Genomic DNA, 19170 nt, shown 5'->3' with positions numbered 1-19170 from the left:
TGTTATCTCACAATCCGAGGATGGTCGAGGCGATGATGGTGCGCTGGACCTCGTTGCTGCCGCCGTAGATGGAGGTCTTGCGGTAGTTGAGGTAGCGCGGTGCGGTGTGTTGTGCCCACTCGGGGGAGGCGATGCCCTCAGCGCCGAACGGCAGCGCATCTGCGCCTGCGACCTCCACCAGTAGGTCGGTCGCGACCTGCTGCAGTTGGCTGCCGCGCAGTTTGAGCACCGATGAGGCGGGGTTGGGCTTGCCGCCCTTCGATCCGGAGGCCACCCGCATCTGCGTGAGTTCCAGTGCCAGCACGTCGTTCTCGGCCTCGGCCAGCCGGGCGGCGAACAGCGGGTCCTCGATCAGGCCGCTGGCCTGCGCGCGTTCCTTCACCTCGGCGAGCCGCAATTTGGTGCGGCCCACCTGCGCGATGCCGTTGCGTTCGTTGCCCAGCAGGAATTTGGCGTAGCCCCAGCCCTGGTTCTCCTCGCCGACGAGCTGGTCGGCCGGGACGCGGACATCTTCGAAGAAGACTTCGTTCACCTCGAAGCTGCCGTCGATCAGCTTGATGGGGCGCAGTGTGATGCCCGGGGTGTTCATGTCGATGAGCAGGAACGAGATGCCGGCCTGCTTCTTCGGGGCGTTCGGGTCGGTGCGCACCAGGCAGAAGATCCAGTCGGCGTACTGGCCCAGCGTCGTCCACGTCTTCTGACCGTTGACGACGTAGCTGTCACCGTCGCGCAGGGCGGTCGTGCGCAGCGACGCCAGATCGGAACCGGCCTCGGGCTCGGAGAAGCCCTGGCACCACCAGATGTCCAGCGCGGCGGTGGGCGGCAGGAACCGCTCCTTGACCTCCTGGGAGCCGAACTCGGCGATCACCGGGCCCACCATGTTGGCGTTGAACGTCAGCGGCTCGGGCACGCTGGCCAGCTGCATCTCGTCGAGCCAGATCTGCTGCTGCGTCGGCGTCCAGTCCTTGCCGCCCCACTCCACGGGCCAGTTGGGCACCGCGAGGCCGTGGTCGTTGAGGATCTTGTGCGTGGTGACGATGTCCTCGCGGTTGGCCTCGGTGGCCGCGCGGGTGCGTTCGCGGATCTCGGCGGGAATCTCGGTTCGGTAGAAAGTGCGAAGCTCGTCGCGGAACGCGGCTTCTTCGGGCGTGAGCGCCAGCTGCATGTGCGGACTCCTGGTTCATCGGCGTACCACGGCCAGACTAACCGTTTGGTTGGGAGTCGAATCCGGTGGGCGGCGGGGTTCAGCCGCTCGCGGGCCGACGCCTGCGAAAACCTCGCGGCGTCGCGCTGCGTTTTCTACACTCAGCGACAACGCACGGGGCATGACCAGCCGCGGGGAGGCACTGATGAAGCTCCTTCTGCCAGGCGTTTCGAGCGGCCTGGCTGTCGTGGGCCTTATCTTGGCCGCCCCCGCGAGCGCCGATCTGGCCCCGGGCTTCTACCAATACCGAAGTGTCGGTGCCACCGGTCTCACCGAGGACATCAGCATGCGGGTGGACAGTTGCGGACCGGGCTGCATCACGCTCTTCAACCTCGAGAACAACACAAATCAGGGCCAGGCGAGGATTCAGGGCACGCAATACGTCCTGGACCAATGGGTGCCGCGCGGCGCGTTCTGCCCCGATGGCCGGGCGGTCGACGTCGCCGCCCGGTACACGTTCGACCTCGACGGCACGAACGGCCTCTACACACTCAACGGACCGAATCCGTGCGGCAACTCAGGGCCGGCGGGGTCGACGACATTCACCCTGGTTCCCGCCTGAGCAGACAACCCGCGCAGCGCCCATGTCAGACGAGCGGGCGGAGCACCACGATTCCCGGGACCGTCTGCAGGTACGCGGACAGGGGCGAATCGACCACCCGGTGGTCTGCGCTGGACGACGAGGCGTGGCGGAAGACGGGCCCCTCCGGTGTGGCGACGTAGATGCCGACGTGGGTGACGTCGAGGCCGCCGTCTTCGGCGTAGGCACCGATGTAGTCACCGGTACGGAGCCCGCTGATGACGTCGTCGTCGACGAGTGCGCTGGGAACGTAGGTGACGGTGCGTGGCACCACCGGCAGCCCCGGCAGGTAGACCCCGCCGGCATCCTTGCTGTTGAGGTTCTTGGCCGCCTGGACCGCGTCGTCGCTGAGGGCGGCGGTGACGTCGGTGGCGACAGGGGGAGTGGTGGCGGACCAGTCGGTGAAGAAGTGCTTCCGGTTCGCGAAGGCCACGACGCCGTCCTTGTAGCGGACGTCGATCAGGCCTGCGAGGAAGTCGTCGCGGGTGCGGCCTCTTTTCAGCGCTTCGACGTAGTCGGCATAGGTGAAGCAATCCACCTTGTCGAGCTCGACGACGAGTTGTTCGGGCACGGTGGCCGACCCGACGAGAGTGTGGGCGCCGTAGGGCGTCCCGAGGAACTGCCGCGATATCAGGTCCGCGCGTGCCGAGCGGCCGGCTCCTGCGTCGTCGGCGGTCGTGGCCAGAAGCGACGTCAGCGTCTGTTCGCTCGCGGTGGAGATCTGCACGGCCGGCGATGCGGCGGCAGGCAGCGCGGTCGCGGCCCCGATGACGATGAGGAACAGCCCGGCGGCCGCGATCCGCAGCGCGACCACGAACTGTGCCAACATCAGGGCCACTGTACGGGGAACGCGCATGACAATCGGTCAGACTGGTGACATGACGCGGGCGCAGAGAGCACGGAGAAGGCATTGAGAGGCAAGCGTCTTGGCGGCGCGGCGCTGATCGCCCTCGCCCTCGTCGGCTGCTCGACACCGACCGCACCTCCCGCCGCGCAGAACACCCCGGTGACTGCCCCGCCCTCGCAGACCACGGGGCAGCCCTCCCGCGAACTCGTGACGGCACAGCCGCGGCTCGCCTCGGATCCCGCCCGGATTGCCGACGATCTGGTGGCCGACGAGCGAGCCCTGCGCGACCCGGCGTCATCGACTGATGTCCTGCTGACCGCCGCGCGCCGCCAGCAGAAGGCCTACCGCGTGCTCGCCCGGCACCCGGAATGGGATGCGATCGTCCGCCCCCGCATCCCGGGTCCGCTGCTCGACGCCTACGACCGCAACATCGATGCGCGCCGCCAGCTCGGCTCGATGAGCCCGGGGAAATCCACGCTGCCCGCATGGCGTATCCAGCCGCCGCTGCCGGCCGAGGAGCTGCTGGGCTACTACCGGAAGGCAGAAGCGGAATCCGGGGTGGCCTGGAATTATCTGGCAGCCATCAACTTCGTGGAGACCGCCTTCGGGCGCATCGCCGGCGTCAGCACCGCCGGGGCGCAGGGACCCATGCAATTCATGCCGTCGACGTTCGCGGCCTACGGTGCCGGCAGCGACATCACCTCGGCGCACGACAGCATCCTGGCGGCGGGCAGATTTCTCGCCGCACACGGCTTCGCCGGCGATCGTGACGCCGCGCTCTACCGCTACAACAACTCGGACCGGTACGTGCGGGCCATCAACCAGTACGCGGCGGTGATCGCCGCCCAGCCAAGGGATTTCGCCGGGTACTACCTGTGGGACGTGTACTACAAGTCGACAGCCGGGGACGTCGTCCTGCCCGTCGGTTACGTTGCCACCGCGCCGATTCCCGTCGAGGAGTATGTGACGGCGCACCCGCAGTAGCAGCCGATGTGGCGGCGCGGCGGTGGCGCCGGACTACGCTGAGGTTCATGGCCGAGTCGATGTCCGCGAAGCGGAACGCAAACGCTGTCGCGAATTTTGTTGCGGCTCAGCGATATACCCGCGATGAAGTGTTCGTCGACCCCGGCCCGGTGCCTGCCGAGGCGGGGGCCCACGGGTGGTGGTTCCGGGAGATTCCCGGCGCCATCGACGTCTCCGGTTGTGAACAGCGCGACGGTTGGACGCTGCTCTACGTCGGGATCAGCCCCGGCCCGCCGCGTGCCGACGGCAAGCCGCAGATCCCGCAGGATCTTCGCAAGCGCATCCGGTATCACTTCGGCGCCCGCAACGCCAGCGCCGACGGTTCCACGCTGCGCAAGTCCCTCGGCGTGCTGCTCGGCGATCAACTGGGTTTTGCCCTGCGCCGCATCGGTTCGGGCAAGCGGCAGACGTTCGCCGGCGGCGAGGCCGTCCTCACCGAGTGGATGGCCGAGAACGCGACGGTGTCCTGGGTGCTCCATCCGGAGCCGTGGTACCTGGAACCGAAACTGATCAACGCGCTGGACCTACCGCTGAACATTCAGAACAACGAGCGCAACGCCTTCGCGCCGGAGCTCAAGAAGCTGCGCAAAGACGCGGCGGTCAAGGCCGGCAAGATGCGTGTGCTCGCGGAGTGGTCGTAGGCCGGGAGGGGTGAGATGCGCGTCGTCGTCATCGGGGGTGGTCCCGCCGGCGTCTCGGCTGCACTGCACGCCGCGGGACTCGGCGCAGAAGTCACCCTGATCGAGCGGGGGCGGGTCGGCGGTACCGCCCTCAACCGGGGTCCGGCGCCGGTGCGCACGCTGGCGCGTGCGGCACGCCTGATGCGGGACTGGAGTTCATGGGAAACCTTCGGTCTGCGCGGGCCGCGGCCGGACATCGACGTGGCTGCGACGCTGGCGAATTCCCAGCGCGTCGCCGCCTACCTCTATGAACGTAAGCGCATTGCCGACCACATCCGGTCCGAGGGTGTCGAACTCGTCGAGGAGGCGGGCGATGCCCGATTCGTCGATGCCAACACGGTCACCACGGCCGACGGGCGCACGTGGACTGCGGACCGGATCATCATCGCCGCCGGCGGCAGACCTGGGCGGCTGCCGATCCCCGGGGCCGAATTCGGGCTCACCTACGAGGACCTGCGCAGCCTGACCTCGCTGCCCGAGAGGGTGTGCATCATCGGTGCGGCGGACACCGGGTGCCAGCTCGCGTCGATCCTGGCCGACTTCGGCTGCACGGTCACGCTGGTGGAGTACGCGCCACGAATAGTGACGCGATCCGACGTCGACGTCTCGATCGCGCTCGAACACGCGTTCCGGAATCGCGGCATCGACGTCGTCACCGGCGCCGCGGTTCACGAGCTCGTAGCGCTCGAACCGGGGGTCCGCGTGCTGTACCGAGTCGGCGACGAGGCCAGGACGCTCGACGTGGATGCGGCATTCTTCGCCGTCGGCTGGCCGGGGAACACCGACACCGTGGACGTCGCCGCCGCGGGCGTGGCCACCGAGCGCGGTTACGTCACCGTCGATGCGTACACGGCGACGAATGTCGCGCACATCTTCGCCGCCGGAGACGTCGACGGGAACAGCATGCTCGTGAGCAGCGCGACTCTCGAAGGCCGGGTGGCCGCCGAGAACGCGGTGCTGGGGCTGCGTCGCCGGGTTGTCCACGAGATCGTCCCCGCCGGCAGCTTCACCGATCCCGAATACGGCAGTGTCGGGCTCACCGAGGAGCAGGCCCGCGCCCGCTACGACTGCGTCGTCGCCGTGGCTCGCTACGAAGACATCCTGCGGCCCGTTGCGGACGGTCAGCCGGAAGGCTTCTGCAAGCTGATCGTCGAGACCATGCGACGACACATCGTCGGTGCCCACGTGCTCGGTGAATACTCAGCCGAGGTGATCCAGATGGTCGCAGCGTGCATGGCGGCGGGCATGCGTGTCGAGGACGTAGCCGAACTCCAGTTCGCCTTTCCGACATTCAGTGAGGGGGTCAGTCAGGCCGCGCAGATGATCGTCAATCAGCTCGGCGTGCGCCCGATGCCCCACCTGTGGAGCAGTTTGAACACCACGCCGTCCGTTCTGGAATGACGGGTATCGTTGGCGGGCAACGCTATTGACTCGACGTCAGTCATTGCGACGTTCGCGGCGCGGTGTACGCGCGTCCTGCGGGCCGATGCGGTCGTGCGGCGGCACGATTCGTACGTCACGCACCGTCTTTCCGTAACCGGCCACGGTGCTGAACGCTCGGTGACAACCGGGACAGATCGGCTTGCCGTCCTTGTTCACCGACCAGTTCTTCCCTGCACCTTTGCACGCCGCGTTCGCCTTCATGAGTGCATCATCCTCCGCCCCGGTCATGCGGTTCCAATCTGACGGCGGAGCCACGGCGCGGCCGCCACATCACAATATGCTTGCGGCGCATCACAAGTTGGTAATGGTCAGGCCGTCACAGCCGAATCCGATAGTAGGTTCCGTTCGTGAAGCTGAGGTGGCTCGGTGCACTCAGCGTCGTCTGGGTGTTGATGCCGGCGACCGCCGTTCCTGCGTCCGCCGACCCTGAACCCGTGGCGTCCGACGTCGCCCCTCCGCTCGACCCGGCGGTCACCGCCGCGGCACCCGTCGCCCACGCGGCAGGGGTCATCGCGCCGGGCGCGGACGCCCTCATCATTTCCGCTCCTCCGTCGACCACCACGGCGCCCAACGGTTGGACTTTGACCGTCGGGGCCAAGGATGAGGTGATCCGGAACGTCAACCCCCTGACCACCGCGGTGTCGTCGCGGGACTACGAGGTCAGCGGAGTGTTCAACGGCTCGCTGCGGGGACCTGAGGGCGAGCCGCCGCGTGGGGTGCTGGAGGTGGGCTACCAGATCGGGTGCGGCATCGACATGGGTGCGAACGGCGTCACCATCACAAGCTCGGCCGGAGTCACGCCATCCCTGGGCCTGCTGGGACTCGACGGCGAGGGCGAGTTCATCGACGGCCTCGCGCCGGTGCTGTCGACGCCGTTCGTCGGAGGCGTCGCGGTGGGCCTGAGACCCGGAATCATCAACACCGTCCCCGTGGGACGGAAGGAATTCACCGGTAGTGACCCGTGGGTCTCGATCAGCAGCTTCCATGTGAAGATCGATGGCTGCGTGGGGGAGTCGTTCATCAGGTCCTACGCCGTACTGACGCATGCGACGGACCAGTCCGATTCCATCCTGGGGTATTACGGAACGACGCGGAAGGTGTAGCTCCGCTGGTCAAAGGGTGCCCCCGGCAGGATTCGAACCTGCGGATGCGCTTCTAGCAAACACCCTGTCTGACCAGTAAACATGTTGCTAGACAACAGCTTACGTATCTCGGTGCTTCGCGCGCCTCGCGCAGTCTGCTCAGGTAGGATGGACCTGCATAGGTAATGGATGGGTAGACATCCGCAAACTACCTGTTCAGAGCCTCAGTCGGCAGGAAAAGGCGGTAGTGGGCGTGGCTGATTATTCGTTTGCTATTCATTCTGGGGTCTTTCGGTGACGCAGACAGATCGCCGGATTCCGTGGTCAGAAGCACTAGCAGGCCAGGATTTCGCAGAGGGTCTGAAAAATGCGATTGAACTGGGAAAATGGCCTGATCCTCGGTATCTGTTGAACGCTGACGCTACCGATGCGCTAGGAGCTGTAGCCGATTCTTTCCCCCAGATCGATCAAGCCCTAGTTGCAACCGCTGAGCGCGTGTTCGCGACCTATCTAGAGCGCCACGCGGCCATCTGCGGAGACAAGCAATGAGCGGTCAACCGTTGGCGCTGGATGACCTGGGCTACGAACTACGGCTCTTGCTTGGTGCGGACGAAATCGTCCAATTCATGGACGCTCAGGGCACCTTCGGCAATCTAGTCAACTACTTCAAAGATTCGGTCTATCTGCATGCACGCAACCTGCTGAACGCCCTGACTAACGGCTGTGCGACCGACATCGGCACGATTCCATCAGCGATCAGGTCTGAGCCATACGGCCGTCTCAAACGATCGCTAGAGGTCTATGTCATGCACATCAAAGAGACCCGTAATCAGCGCGGCGTGACGAACGTCCGGGGCGGAAAACACCTGAATGAGTACGTCCACGATCTGACGGCAGAAGTAAAGCGCTGTTGGAACGAATGGATCGCCGCGACGGGGGATCAGACGTTGGCGGAACTCTTGCAGGCTGCCGAGAAATCGGCGCAAGACGATCTCGCACAGCTGAAAGGGCACCTGAAGTGAGCGGAAAATCTGGACATCGGGCGTGGGGCCACATCAAAAAGCAGCGGACTAAGCAGGCTAGCTATCAGGCATCTTTTATCGGGCCGGACCAACGTCGGCACTACGCACCGCACACGTTCTCCGCTCGGATGAACGCAGAAGCGTGGTTAGTGCGGGAAAAGGATCTAGTCGAATCGGCCACCCGAACGGGGGAGCGCTGGAAACCGCCATCCGAGCGTGTCCAGGAGAAGAAAGCCGAAGTCCTGCTGTTCGGTACCTATGGCAAAAAGGTCATCGATCAGCGCAAGCTCAGCCCTAGAACGCGGATTGAATACGAGGCCAAATGGGCGCAGCTCATAGAACCGACGTTCGGCAAGGTCGCAGTAGCGGATATGACGCCTACAGCAGTTCGCGGTTGGTTCTCTGGCCTAGATGCGACCAAGGAACGGCGCAACAGCCACGCCTACGGGGTGCTGAACATGATCTGCAATACCGCAGTCAAGGACGGCCTGCTAGATCGCAACCCCTGCATGATCGTCGGCGCGATGAACACGAAGGCCAAAGAGAACGTCAAGATTCCGACGACGGCAGATCTGCATGCCATCGCCGACAAGCTGGGAGCTAGCGAGAACCTGGCACGGTTCAAAGCCCTTGTTTTGTTGGCCGCGTGGTGCGGTCTGCGCTATGGCGAGGTCTCCGAACTTCGGCGAAAAGACATCACGGCTGATTGCACGGTCGTTTCGATCACTCGCGCTGTAGGTCATCGGGGCGGTGAGTGCATTCTTGGGACGACGAAGACAGGGGAGCGGCGCAGCGTCACGATTCCGCCTCATATCCGTCAAGACGTCAAAGACCACCTGGCGCTGTACGTCGGGAAGGATTCTGATGCGCTGCTGTTCACTCCATCGCGTGGCGGATGCCATCTCAATGATCGTGTATTCAATAAGGACGTGTTTCAAAAGACCGCCAAGGCGGTTGGGCGTGAAGATCTGAGCGCTCATGATCTGCGACGGTTTGCAGGATCGAAAAATGCTCAGGTGGCCACGTTGACCGAGAACATGGCCCGACTTGGACATAAGACGGTCAAAGCGTCACTGCTGTATCAACACTCCCAATCAGGGCGCGATGCTGAAATCGCAGCGGATCTGTCGGCGCAGGCGCTAAAAGAGCTTGGTGTCTGACCGGGTCTGTAACATCGGCTCTGTGGCAGACGCTGACATTTTGAAGAACTTGCGGGATCAAGTTCTAGACGAGTCTGAACCGCTGGTGGGCTTGCTTCGCAAGTGCATTGCCCTTGGTGCGTTGACGGGATCAGAAGAGCTACGGGCGTGGGCAACTAGCGAGCTGAAGGGGTACGCAGACGATTCCCCGCTCCCAGAATATCGCTATTTGGATGCCCCGCTGTTTGTCAACCGGTCGGCAGGCCCGCTGCGAATGACAGGCGAGGCAATCAGCCCCTATCAGATTCCCTCGGATCTCCGACAGCATATTCCGGAGCACATCGGCTTCCGGCAACCAGTAGAAGAGCTTTCGCGGTTGGTATCTTCCGAAAAAGACTCGATCAAGATGAGTCGCGACGGATTTTCGATCATCTGCGCGGAGTGGACGAAAACGCTAGATATGTTCATGAGCGTTGATGCAATGTATTACAGCGTCTCGGGTTCCGCGATAGCAGGCATGATCGACATGATACGAACGACGTTGTTAGAGATCGTCATTGACATGACCAAGGATGATCCCCTAGATACCCTGCCCAGTAGAGCCAAAGTAGATTCGGTGGTCCAAGTGCACGTTAGTTCGGGCGACAAGTACGAAGTGAACGTTAGCGGGTCCAACGCAGGCAACATCGGACAAGGCTCGAACTTCTCGCAGATTCAAAACAGCTCTGTATCAAAGGAACTGGTTGATCTGGTCAGTGCGCTACGTGCCACTTTGACGCAGGTCGCCGACGAAGAGCAACGCGCGGACGCAGAGCAAGCGATAGCCGACTTTGAAGAGGCTGTGTCAGAAGAGAATCCGGAGCCAGGCAAGATCAAACGCCGCTGGGGATGGCTTGAGCGCATAGCGACTTCAGTTGGCAGTGCTGCCATAACTCAAGTAGTCAAGGACGGTACGCCGATAGTCATGGATCAGATTCAACTGATGATCTAGTGCTTGACGGCGTGTTCTCCCGTCATCCCCAGGCCTCGCTGAAAAGATGCGTGCATGACCGGTGATCCAATCTGGCTCAAGATCGCGTTGGGCATGGTTCCGGTGCTTGCTGCCATCGTGGCAGGGTTCTTCGCGCTCAGTAACACGCTGAATAAGCGGATCGAACGGTTGAAAAATCTGGTCGAGATTCAGAAAGCTCCGGACCTGATAGACCCCCTTAACACTGTCGCTAACCTGATTTATGCCGAACTTGGCAGACTCGAACGATTGACCAGCCCTGAAGGCAGGAAAACACAGAGAGGCATTCGGGCCTTCTACTGTCTAACTCCAGTGGTTTACGGCAGTTTGGTCCTGTCGGCGCTAGGGATCGGTGAACCCATCTCTACAACGGTTCTAGCAGTGTCAAGCCTCTTAGGCTGCGGCATATTTTGGATCACCACGCGTGCGTTTGAGCGCCGCCGCGAATACTTCAAGAAACGACTAGATAAACTAGACGCGGAGTATCAGCAGAAGCTGCTAGACAAGTGGCGATAAGAGCCCTGTGCTCGGGGTGGATGGGTAGGGGATAGGTACTAACCCGCTCAACCGTACTAAATTCCCAGTTCAGACCGCTTACCCCCGCAGGTTTGCCACCTGCCGACCTGTCATCTGTAGCCCGATTTCCCTGGTGGGAGGGCTCTACGCTCTCGATTAGGCATCGAGTAAAAATCCTGTCGATAGTTCTCTTCGTTGGCCGAGGCTATGGCCTCTTCTCCGGTGATCACACCCTGGTCATAGCGTGATGGCCTGGACCGCCTACGTTCGCGGCGCTGCGGGGCAGCCAGAGGGTCGCAATCGCTATCGCGGCAAGTCGACATGTACTCAGATTGACCTAGATCACCACTGGCCACCGGGGCGGGTTGAGTGTAGCCGCCAATCTCTGTAAATGATTGACCACCAACAGAATCCGGCTCTTCAATGCCGCGTGTTCTACGGCTCTCCGCTCTAGTGCCTGAGAAAATGTCGGTGAAGATCTCTTCGTGCGGTGCAGGGCCAACTTCGATCTGAGTAGGTTTAGTCAGGCCAGCGCGATTGAGTGAATCCTTGATCGCATCAAGTTGGACCGACGCAGGACGGGCGTCGTCGTAGGCGATCTCAATTAGCTTGCCCATCAATCGATCTGATGCCATCTCGACACGGATACGTGCGGCCTCTTTGACGTGCCGGGTTGCTCCACCGTGAAATTTGCAGACCCGACCACCCTTGATGGCGAAGTTACGGCACTGCTCACCTTGGGCATTTGTTCCGTTGCAACGTCTTTCAGGGCTACTGCTAAGGATCGAATCATACTGCGCCACTGTATCTTTGTTGGTGGAGTTGCCGAACTCATCGCGGCCTTCTTTAGGTGGAAATCGTTGTTCCCTACCTCGTTTGCTTCCCTGCCTAACCTTTACCACAGCCGGAAGGTTAGGCGTCTCAACGCTTTGCAACTTCTTCTCCGCGTTACGTAGTTTCCGTTTACGTGCCTGCACCGCAATCATTTCCCGCTGATAATCCTCCGTGCTGAGATCATCGCTGGCATAAAGATCCTTCAGTGCTTTAACCCTCTTTGCAATCAGACTACGTTGCCGCGCAATATCTTTAGCGTTCATTACCTCACCTCCAGTTCCAAGGTAGCCAATAAAGAGAGTGAAACTAATCTTTACTACACACCGTAATAGGTAGCTCTACTAACCGTAGGGCAACTACGGCAACTCCTACGGTTAACAGCCATATGCATATACTCCTAAGGGCTAACCGATGAAACTGCCCAACTTGCCCCCTTGCAGGTCAGGGCGATTTCCGACGGCAACTTAGGTCACCCTTGCCAATCGAATTCCGCGCCTTTTTCGTTCTCCGCCTTTAGTTTTCACATATCCAAGATGATCGAAGTAGGCATTGAATAGACGCACCGGCATTGGTTCTACCTGTTCTGAGTGGCACCACGATTCGTAGCTCCTTCGCAAGTCAGCATTGCTTTCCTTGAAATCCGGTGCCACGTCGCAGCATTCGCCGATGAATTGGCCGATCTCATCGTTGGATTGCCAATAATCGTCTGTCTGTTGCTGCACTGCTTTGGGTACATCAACCAAGCCCTGGTCTCGATACTTTGCCCACCCAGCAACAGCCCACGCCAAGATGGCGTCCGCTTCTAGATCGAGCTTTGACGCCAGGGCGGGGTCCATCTCGGATTCAGGAATCCGCACAGAAAATGGGATGACTTTGATACGTCGCCAACTTCCGGCATCATCACCGGAGATGCGCGGAAGATAGTTCGTGATCAACGAAAGTGTATGGGAGGGCTTGATTTCGATAAAATCCTTACGCATGCCACGCGCTGGGATCACGCTGTTTCCGGTGAGCATCTTCATTTTGGCTTCATCGATACGCGCGCTGCGGTTGGTCTCATCCACGCTCACCCAACGGGCACCGCGAAAAACCATGAACAGTGTGGGGTGAGCATTCGGTGCATTCATCAAAACGTTGCGGTCAGCTACAGCGGCATAGTTACCCAACGCATTTCGCACCGCGCCATCAAAGCGCGTCTTACCGTTCATGGCCGTGCCGTACAAGATGACGAACAGGTCTTCGCGAACCTCGCCGACAAGCGCACTGCCAACGATCCGCTGTAGATAGTCGCGCACAGCCGAATCCGGTTGGATTCGCGCCAGAAAGCTATCCCAGTGCTGCGAACGTGCCTGTGGATCATAGTTTCCTCTACAGATCTTTGTGATCCGATCGGCCGGTGTGTGCTTGTGTAGATCCATCGTTCGTAGATTCAGGGTGCCGTTGCTAAAATTCAGTAGATGCGGATCTGTGTCGAAATCAGCCATACTGCAACTAAATTCCGGCAAGCTGGCGCACAGACTGCGGATACCGGCAACACCTGCTGTGGACTGGCAGCGCCTGACGTCTTTTTCTAGCTCAGAGTCAGAAAACGAATCTTCCCAACACTTTTTGAGCATTTTGAGGATTGCCGACGTGACCCGCGTGTTGTTGACATCGGGTTGCCAGCGCCCAGCGCCGAAGTAGTACCACCCAAAATCCTCGACATGCAGAAGCCTACCTTCAGCGAAGTCAACGAACCGCCCACTCATCCTGATCTGTCCTGCTGAGTGAGCGTCAGAAATCAGGTTCTTGGTTGATGGCACTTTCTGCCCTGTCGGAATACTCGCGGCCTGACCGGCCTGCACATTGGGTGTGGTGGTACGGGTATCAGTGCCGTACCTTCGGCCCATGATCTCCCGCCGTTTCATGGGGTCGTCATCGTTGGCGGCAGCTACAGCGAACGGCAACATTCGGTCAATATCGGCTTCACTGTGGTTAGCGTCGCCCTCGACAGCCTTGCGCCATTCTTGACGCAGGACAGCCACCGCCTCGGCGGCGCTGTAAGCCTGCGTGTGGGCTTCTTTGAGGGTTAGACAGAGAACATCGGCCATCGCATCATGGCGGTTCTTCGACCGTTTGTTGCTGATACCGGTGTCCTCATAGTTTCTGACCAGATGATTGAACCGGCGGACTGCGAGCTTGAGGCAATAGGCCAGGTTATCTCCCTCATTGCCGGGATACGCAGCCAGAAATGCCCCTACGTCACTGTCACCGATCTTGGGTGCGAGTAGGAGCAGCTGCCTCGCCGGTGCTGTGAGGGTAGGAACTTCGCCAGGATGCTCACACCGATACAACCCACCGTTAGCGTGGTGAGTGGGCTCAACCACGATGATTGTGTTGCCTGATCGAACTTCGCCGGCCTTTGTACCGTCAGATAGCCGCAGAGCTCCCGCGGTGTAGATCTCAGCAGCGGCAAAAATGTAGTGCCCACGCTGAGAATCTGTGCCCGCCCGACTGCGGTGAATCAATCCCGCTTGTAGAGGTGCCAGATCACTGGGAAGCGTGTCTACGTCCACATCAAAGACAACGATGCCGGATCGTCCGGTGTGGATACCGATTCCTGCGTCTGGATGTTCGCGCCACCAGTCAGCGACGATCTTGAGATCACGTGACGATTTAGAGGGCCATCCGATTCCGAGCACGGAACCGGCATTTTTCGTTCCCGGTTTGATTGGCAATACGTAGAATCCCGCGCGAGCATAGGTCACCGCCGCCTTGGCGACTGTCAGCCCAGAAACATCAGGCCAAACAGGTTGCGAGACAACGTCACTAGTGGGTATCATCATCTTTGATCGAGCCGTTCTGAGGTTTTCACGCTGCCTCCCTTCATTGTTTCGGTCATCTTTTTCATCCCATTGCGTTCAAACCCCCTGAGAAATGAGCCGCTCTGGGGGTTTGTTCGTGCTTAAGGCCAGACTTCAACTACGCGTAGATCTGGCCTTCCCGGCGCCGGAATCAGTTCAGATAGTCGAGTTTCATTTGTCGGCTCAATCGAAAGATCGCCCAGAAGTTCGTCCTGATAGTGTTCGACCAACTCGGCATCGTTTGCGAAGAACCACCGTTGGCAGGCTTCGCAGATCTTGTGCACGGTGATGAACTCGCCGCCCTTTAGCGGCATAGTAGTAAATCCTACATCCGAACAGCGGGCGGAGATCTTTACATCACAACCGCGGTAGTTGGTGAACTTGGTTGGCAGCCAAAGATCCCATTCCTTATAGCTTTTGAGCGGATACGCCTTCTCGGGAAACTTGGCCACGATGCGCAGAAGTACCGTCAAAGACGTAGGATTGTTGAAGTTCATGCGTCGACCAGGCACCGGCCCAATCGGATTGAACTTGGACTCTTCGCGAAACCGTCGGTTGGCGTTCCACTTGTCCACAACTTCACGATTGAGCGCGCGGCCAACGGCACTGCTGTTGATCAGCCCAAAGGTTGGCTTACGAAACGATGCGTCACCAAGAACGTTGCCGTACTGTTTGATCCACTCCGATTCCTCGTCCGTGGGCACGAAGGGCTCGTAACCCAACTCGAGGGCCAACAACCTACGGTGCTCAGCCAGGTCATCCATCATCGTAAATTCCTCTCAGTTGATTTCACGGCAGTCACAACGCCGCGACGAACTTGTCGATCTGCTCAAGAGTCCAGTAGCGTTCGCGCTTAACCTTTTTCGCCGGCTTAGGCATTTTGCGCGTGCTGTACATGTGGTATTCGATTGTGTCCTCATCGATTTCGATGCCCATCGCAGCGATGCGGGACAGGACTTCATTCATTTTGAAGAATCGTTGAGGCGGCGTGATTTCCGCGAGATCTATTGACATAGACCCAAGTCCTTCCAATAGAGAAAGCCACGCAAAGGTGACCTTTGCGTGGTTGTGACTGGCTCATCGGCCTTTGACTGCGCCTGAGTGGCGACTAACTGATTCTACGCTTAAAGTGACTCTGCTGCAATAGGTCTCAGGTCGGCGCACCCGCAAGTCGACCCTTGACGGGCGAGCTGGCCTGCGCGACAATGGACGGCAGGAGTGAGCGTGGGACCAGGGTCCGTAATTTCCTCTCCGAGGCCTCAGGGCCGCCGGGTGCGTAGAGGAATCCCACGGGTTTGCCAGCCCTTCCTATTCCTCTACGCATTAACGGTTTCCATGAAACTTTGCGAGAGAGACGAAAATGACTGTTCTAGAACCTAAGTGGCCAACCCTGCCGTTTGGTGCAGAATATGGCATCCAGCTTGAATCCGATGCTCTGCCAAGAGTTACCCATACAGTCGATAATGTTGACCTGAACCGCATTTGGGATGAGGTTCAGGCTGTCGTCAAGAAATACAACGAGTTGCGCTCCGCCCTCTCAGGACTGCTCTCTTTTCGACACACGAACGCTGCCGACGCAATCCCACAGAGCAGTGCGTTGCACAAATTCGAGGCCGCCACAGAACTCGGTGTGCCAGAAGCGCTTCGGCCACCTAACACCTATTTGAAGCTCGGCTATACGTTTGAAGACTATGACGCCGCATCGCGCTGGAGTTGGAAAGCATTGCGGGACATGACTGCTGACCAGGTTCGAGCAACTTTGAACTACGCGCTGGAGTCGGACAATTACACCGTCAATACGACTATCCTGCAACGTCTTCTAGACCCTGAGCAGGGTGAGAACGAGAACCTGACTCCGGTTTACGGACTCTACAACGGTGCTGATGGAATCCCGCCGCCTTCGTACCTCGGAAAGACGTTCACTACCAACCACTCTCACTATATGATTTCCGGTTCGGCAGAAGTCGATTCGGCAGACCTCGAAGCTTTGATCCGAAATGTAGCCGAACATGGATTTGGATCTTCTAACGGGTCCCAGATCGTGGTTTTCGTCAATCCTGCTCAGCTGGACCGAATCGCAAGCTTCAGGGCGGGCGTTGAAAATTCGACAGGCGTGATCGCCAACCACGATTACATCCCCGGCCTTGGCGCTCCTGCGTTCTACACGCCTCACGAGATCGTCGGGCAACGTGCTGCGGCAGAGCTTGAGGGGCTGAAAGTTTCGGGATCGTATTCGGTGGCGTGGATTGTCGCTCTTGACGACGTGCCCCAGGACTACATGATTTGTGCTGCCACGTACGGAAACAACAGCCCTAACAACGCAATTGGGTTCAGGCAGCACGTCAACCCAACATACCAAGGTTTCCGCGTCATTCCTGGTCCGGTTCCGTCGTATCCGATTACCGAGTCTTTCTACACTAGAGCGTTTGGTGTTGGCACTCGACGCAGAGGTCAGGCAGCCGTGATGCAGATTAAGGCGTCTGGACCGTATGACACGCCTGATCTGTGGGACCGCTAATGAAGCAGAGCCGAAGTGGCAACCGGCCCGGTGGCGTCAGCTATGAACATCAACCGGGGCTAGATCCCTGGACACTGCGCAGCTTAGAAAACAACGATGCTTCTGAGCTGTCGTGGGGAGATGGGCTAGTGCCACCGGGATACGAAGACGCTGATCCTATCGACGGCGGCACGTACAAGGGCAAGACTCCCAGACAGCTAGAACGGGTCAACATCAGTCGCGGGCTGTAGATGATCGTCTCTACGGGGTAACCGAATCATCCTGACCGGCCTGCGGACCGGGCTACTTCGGCGGTGGTTTACGTGGTTGTCCAGCTACGTATATAAATGTTCCACCGTCTTTCGACGCCGCTGGTTCTACGCCGAAGCCCGAAAATTCAAATGTGATGCCATTATTGCTAGGCCAGCCACCGGGCGGCGCTACCGACGGCCCGAAGATCATCCCGGGCTCAAGAACATAGGGTGTCGCCACTGTTGGGATATGTTTAGCGCGTTCATCGTCTGGGCTAACTATGCTTGCTATTTCGGCTTGACGCCGCGGGTCAGATGCCCGAAAATACGTAGATATAGTGTTGCTTTTCTTATTAAGGATAACGCCCATTATGTCGGGGCCGATTGAGCTATCAACTTTACTCGACTCCGACACCGCATCCATTAGTATATTCCGAACTTCTTCGGGCGATCCCGCATCACTCAGAATACGTTGCTTTGCTCGATTAGTGATGTCTATGTTCCTGGTTCGACTACCAATTGCCTGAGTGAATACCTGATTCCAGCGAAGCTTACTTGGTGCGAGTTCTTGTGCTATCGAATTTTTGCCCTGAGTGACAATTTTGAACATGACACCATAAATGGAGTTGTCTTTACGCTGCACGCCAGCCGCCAAGACGCTGGTGGCGTAGTCTCTGGCGGTGCTTCTAGGGAGCCGCGAGTAAGCTTCAACGAGCTTGCGCTCTACACGATCGCGGATATCGCGATAATGAGGCTGGGGCGAAACAATCCATGGAATGAACGCAGCGCTCCCTGATAAATCGTCGTAACCTGAAATTGCTTCTGCAATCAACTGATCCGTGGGCTTGTCATCGAGATATGCTAGGCCCGAAAAGCCAAGAACTAACCAACAATCAGAGCCTATCGCGACCACTGTTTTATTGGCATGGATGTCCCAATCTGGGGTTGGATGCTTGCGCGTCGGCCGAACGCTGGTGTACCGGTCACTCGCATGAATAGCGTAGTGGCCCGTTACGGCAGCCAGTACCAGCGTCACACGTCCTAGTGTACTAGCGGTAAATCATTCTCGAGAGAACGATTTAGTCCGAGGTAGACACGCGATCTAGGTAAGCTTCAATCTCCGCAGCATCTACCTTGACTAGGCGTCCCACTTTGTAGCCCTTGAGCCTTCCGGCGCCAATGAAAGATCGAACGGTATTTGGGGAGACGTTAAGGAGCCCAGCCGCCTTGGTGGTCGAAATCAGTTGACGTTTAGGCATTGTCATCAAGCTCCGAGATCACTCGCACGACGAATGGCTCCGATGAGCGCTGGTTTGCGCATTTCCTGATAGTCGAGTACGCCAAGACCTTTGGCTCTTGCCCGCAGTTCAGGCAGTATTAATGCCTCTAAACCATCATTGTCTGTGGCTCGCTTTAGCTCGTCTTCGATGTCCTGGAGAAGCTTCAAGAGACGATCTCGCTTGCGATTGCATTTCGCGTGTGCCGTCAAGATCGCTAGCTCGTCGGGGCTATCGAAGATTGCGTGTCCTGACTGCCGAAGCAAGACGTACCGGACTGCGCGAATTATCTCCGGATCGACCACCTTGCTGGTTTCTTGTTTTATAACTTGTGCGTAGCGTTCGCAGATGACTCTTTGTCGGTCTGTGGGATTATCGCGCCAGGGGGTTTCGCCACGAAACATGAAATTCCTTTGGGTAGCACAATGGACATGTATTGACACAAGTCCTTTGTTCACCCGGCGCTACGGACGCACGCCCTGCACCGATTTGCTAAGTTAAAAATAGCCGGTGAAGCCATTTTCGGGCTAGCGGATGAAACACCGCATCGCGAAATCAAAGTGCACTGTCGACTTTACCGGATTGCGCGAAAATGCACCAGCTTCGCGAGACCGCCGAGGCGGGTGGGGTTGCGGTCTCAGCAAACGAATCCAGCACCGGCAAAGCTCACCGGGATAGGTAATGGATAGGTAGGCCGCTTGTTGCGGCCACTGTAGCAAACCTTGAAAGCACCTTCTAGCGGGTGTTTCACGTCCACTAGTTATGGTGCCCCCGGCAGGATTCGAACCTGCGGCCTTCTGCTCCGGAGGCAGACGCTCTATCCCCTGAGCTACGGGGGCGCGTGCTTGTCAGCTGCGCCGGTTGGGCCTGACCAGACTAACGCATCGAAAACGACATCGATGAGCCCCTCGTGTCGGCGATAC

At 59.2% G+C, this 19170-nt stretch carries 21 protein-coding genes and 1 tRNA gene; 11 read left to right on the top strand and 11 right to left on the bottom strand.

The window, feature by feature from the left end:
* Positions 1-7 precede the first annotated feature (7 nt).
* On the bottom strand, positions 8-1165 hold the full coding sequence (locus EL337_RS20470) for an acyl-CoA dehydrogenase family protein (RefSeq protein ID WP_048635274.1): 1158 nt from the start codon (positions 1163-1165) through the stop codon (positions 8-10).
* A gap of 184 nt (positions 1166-1349) precedes the next feature.
* Between EL337_RS20470 and EL337_RS20465 the strand changes: the two genes are divergently transcribed.
* Positions 1350-1766 (top strand): hypothetical protein, encoded by a 417-nt coding sequence (locus EL337_RS20465; RefSeq protein ID WP_145988168.1) that lies wholly within the window; start codon positions 1350-1352, stop codon positions 1764-1766.
* Positions 1767-1791: 25 nt separating this feature from the next.
* Here the strand turns inward: EL337_RS20465 and EL337_RS20460 are convergent, their stop codons facing one another.
* On the bottom strand, positions 1792-2613 hold the full coding sequence (locus EL337_RS20460) for a DUF1460 domain-containing protein (RefSeq protein ID WP_048635310.1): 822 nt from the start codon (positions 2611-2613) through the stop codon (positions 1792-1794).
* 81 nt (positions 2614-2694) lie between these two features.
* Here EL337_RS20460 and EL337_RS20455 point away from each other — a divergent pair, with 81 nt between their 5' ends.
* The 3 genes from EL337_RS20455 to EL337_RS20445 all read left to right on the top strand — a co-directional run bounded on the left by EL337_RS20455 (position 2695) and on the right by EL337_RS20445 (position 5735).
* Entirely contained in the window at positions 2695-3615 is a 921-nt protein-coding gene (locus EL337_RS20455) for a transglycosylase SLT domain-containing protein (protein WP_048635276.1), read from the top strand.
* A 128-nt stretch (positions 3616-3743) separates the two neighbouring features.
* Entirely contained in the window at positions 3744-4295 is a 552-nt protein-coding gene (locus EL337_RS20450) for a GIY-YIG nuclease family protein (RefSeq protein ID WP_370737226.1), read from the top strand.
* A 15-nt stretch (positions 4296-4310) separates the two neighbouring features.
* Positions 4311-5735: a dihydrolipoyl dehydrogenase family protein gene (locus EL337_RS20445; protein WP_048635278.1), complete on the top strand. Its 1425-nt coding sequence runs from the start codon at positions 4311-4313 to the stop codon at positions 5733-5735.
* A gap of 36 nt (positions 5736-5771) precedes the next feature.
* Here EL337_RS20445 and EL337_RS20440 read toward each other — a convergent pair whose 3' ends face one another.
* The gene (locus EL337_RS20440; RefSeq protein WP_048635279.1) at positions 5772-6005 is read right to left on the bottom strand and encodes a hypothetical protein; all 234 of its coding nucleotides are present in this window, start codon (positions 6003-6005) and stop codon (positions 5772-5774) included.
* A gap of 119 nt (positions 6006-6124) precedes the next feature.
* On the opposite strand from EL337_RS20440, the gene EL337_RS20435 reads away from it, so the two are divergent.
* From EL337_RS20435 to EL337_RS20410, 6 genes are all read left to right on the top strand, one after another.
* The gene (locus tag EL337_RS20435) at positions 6125-6880 is read left to right on the top strand and encodes an MspA family porin (protein ID WP_048635280.1); all 756 of its coding nucleotides are present in this window, start codon (positions 6125-6127) and stop codon (positions 6878-6880) included.
* 273 nt (positions 6881-7153) lie between these two features.
* Positions 7154-7408, top strand: coding sequence for a hypothetical protein (locus EL337_RS20430; RefSeq protein WP_126316631.1), 255 nt, complete (start codon positions 7154-7156; stop codon positions 7406-7408).
* Positions 7405-7881, top strand: coding sequence for a hypothetical protein (locus EL337_RS20425; protein WP_048635281.1), 477 nt, complete (start codon positions 7405-7407; stop codon positions 7879-7881). Before EL337_RS20430 ends, EL337_RS20425 begins: the two co-directional genes overlap by 4 nt.
* A gap of 128 nt (positions 7882-8009) precedes the next feature.
* Positions 8010-9041, top strand: coding sequence for a tyrosine-type recombinase/integrase (locus EL337_RS20420; RefSeq protein WP_232786921.1), 1032 nt, complete (start codon positions 8010-8012; stop codon positions 9039-9041).
* Between the two features lie 22 nt (positions 9042-9063).
* Positions 9064-10011: an AbiTii domain-containing protein gene (locus EL337_RS20415; RefSeq protein ID WP_126316629.1), complete on the top strand. Its 948-nt coding sequence runs from the start codon at positions 9064-9066 to the stop codon at positions 10009-10011.
* Positions 10012-10065: 54 nt separating this feature from the next.
* Positions 10066-10545, top strand: a complete 480-nt coding sequence (locus EL337_RS20410; RefSeq protein WP_048635283.1) for a hypothetical protein — start codon at positions 10066-10068, stop codon at positions 10543-10545.
* Positions 10546-10655: 110 nt separating this feature from the next.
* On the opposite strand, the gene EL337_RS20405 is transcribed toward EL337_RS20410, so the two are convergent.
* From EL337_RS20405 to EL337_RS20390, 4 genes are all read right to left on the bottom strand, one after another.
* Positions 10656-11642: a hypothetical protein gene (locus tag EL337_RS20405; RefSeq protein WP_126316627.1), complete on the bottom strand. Its 987-nt coding sequence runs from the start codon at positions 11640-11642 to the stop codon at positions 10656-10658.
* Positions 11643-11843: 201 nt separating this feature from the next.
* A complete protein-coding gene (locus tag EL337_RS20400; protein ID WP_170216924.1) occupies positions 11844-14126 on the bottom strand; it encodes a phage/plasmid primase, P4 family in 2283 nt (760 codons plus the stop codon).
* 197 nt (positions 14127-14323) lie between these two features.
* Positions 14324-14989, bottom strand: a complete 666-nt coding sequence (locus EL337_RS20395) for a hypothetical protein (protein ID WP_048635284.1) — start codon at positions 14987-14989, stop codon at positions 14324-14326.
* A gap of 31 nt (positions 14990-15020) precedes the next feature.
* On the bottom strand, positions 15021-15236 hold the full coding sequence (locus EL337_RS20390; RefSeq protein ID WP_126316625.1) for a hypothetical protein: 216 nt from the start codon (positions 15234-15236) through the stop codon (positions 15021-15023).
* A 346-nt stretch (positions 15237-15582) separates the two neighbouring features.
* Between EL337_RS20390 and EL337_RS20385 the strand changes: the two genes are divergently transcribed.
* The gene (locus EL337_RS20385; RefSeq protein ID WP_083443289.1) at positions 15583-16740 is read left to right on the top strand and encodes a hypothetical protein; all 1158 of its coding nucleotides are present in this window, start codon (positions 15583-15585) and stop codon (positions 16738-16740) included.
* 282 nt (positions 16741-17022) lie between these two features.
* Here EL337_RS20385 and EL337_RS20380 read toward each other — a convergent pair whose 3' ends face one another.
* The 4 genes from EL337_RS20380 to EL337_RS20365 form a co-directional block, all read right to left on the bottom strand.
* The gene (locus tag EL337_RS20380) at positions 17023-18006 is read right to left on the bottom strand and encodes a hypothetical protein (RefSeq protein ID WP_126316623.1); all 984 of its coding nucleotides are present in this window, start codon (positions 18004-18006) and stop codon (positions 17023-17025) included.
* A gap of 43 nt (positions 18007-18049) precedes the next feature.
* A complete protein-coding gene (locus EL337_RS29295) occupies positions 18050-18229 on the bottom strand; it encodes a helix-turn-helix domain-containing protein (RefSeq protein ID WP_157866358.1) in 180 nt (59 codons plus the stop codon).
* 5 nt (positions 18230-18234) lie between these two features.
* On the bottom strand, positions 18235-18651 hold the full coding sequence (locus tag EL337_RS20370) for a hypothetical protein (protein ID WP_126316621.1): 417 nt from the start codon (positions 18649-18651) through the stop codon (positions 18235-18237).
* Positions 18652-19010: 359 nt separating this feature from the next.
* Positions 19011-19086 (bottom strand) — tRNA-Arg (locus EL337_RS20365).
* Between the last annotated feature and the right edge of the window lie 84 nt (positions 19087-19170).

Source organism: Mycolicibacterium aurum, from assembly GCF_900637195.1.
In the GTDB taxonomy this organism is placed as follows: Bacteria; Actinomycetota; Actinomycetes; order Mycobacteriales; family Mycobacteriaceae; genus Mycobacterium; species Mycobacterium aurum.
The sequence above is the reverse complement of the archived record's forward strand: the minus strand, read 5'-3'. Positions and strand labels throughout refer to the sequence as shown.

Coding starts and splice junctions, on each gene's coding strand:
- EL337_RS20470 (WP_048635274.1), bottom strand. CDS start 1,165: ATGCAGCTGGCGCTCACGCCCGAAGAAGCCGCGTTCCGCGACGAGCTT.
- EL337_RS20465 (WP_145988168.1), top strand. CDS start 1,350: ATGAAGCTCCTTCTGCCAGGCGTTTCGAGCGGCCTGGCTGTCGTGGGC.
- EL337_RS20460 (WP_048635310.1), bottom strand. CDS start 2,613: ATGTTGGCACAGTTCGTGGTCGCGCTGCGGATCGCGGCCGCCGGGCTG.
- EL337_RS20445 (WP_048635278.1), top strand. CDS start 4,311: ATGCGCGTCGTCGTCATCGGGGGTGGTCCCGCCGGCGTCTCGGCTGCA.
- EL337_RS20440 (WP_048635279.1), bottom strand. CDS start 6,005: ATGACCGGGGCGGAGGATGATGCACTCATGAAGGCGAACGCGGCGTGC.
- EL337_RS20425 (WP_048635281.1), top strand. CDS start 7,405: ATGAGCGGTCAACCGTTGGCGCTGGATGACCTGGGCTACGAACTACGG.
- EL337_RS20420 (WP_232786921.1), top strand. CDS start 8,010: ATGAACGCAGAAGCGTGGTTAGTGCGGGAAAAGGATCTAGTCGAATCG.
- EL337_RS20410 (WP_048635283.1), top strand. CDS start 10,066: ATGACCGGTGATCCAATCTGGCTCAAGATCGCGTTGGGCATGGTTCCG.
- EL337_RS20405 (WP_126316627.1), bottom strand. CDS start 11,642: ATGAACGCTAAAGATATTGCGCGGCAACGTAGTCTGATTGCAAAGAGG.
- EL337_RS20395 (WP_048635284.1), bottom strand. CDS start 14,989: ATGATGGATGACCTGGCTGAGCACCGTAGGTTGTTGGCCCTCGAGTTG.
- EL337_RS20390 (WP_126316625.1), bottom strand. CDS start 15,236: ATGTCAATAGATCTCGCGGAAATCACGCCGCCTCAACGATTCTTCAAA.
- EL337_RS20385 (WP_083443289.1), top strand. CDS start 15,583: ATGACTGTTCTAGAACCTAAGTGGCCAACCCTGCCGTTTGGTGCAGAA.
- EL337_RS29295 (WP_157866358.1), bottom strand. CDS start 18,229: ATGCCTAAACGTCAACTGATTTCGACCACCAAGGCGGCTGGGCTCCTT.
- EL337_RS20370 (WP_126316621.1), bottom strand. CDS start 18,651: ATGTTTCGTGGCGAAACCCCCTGGCGCGATAATCCCACAGACCGACAA.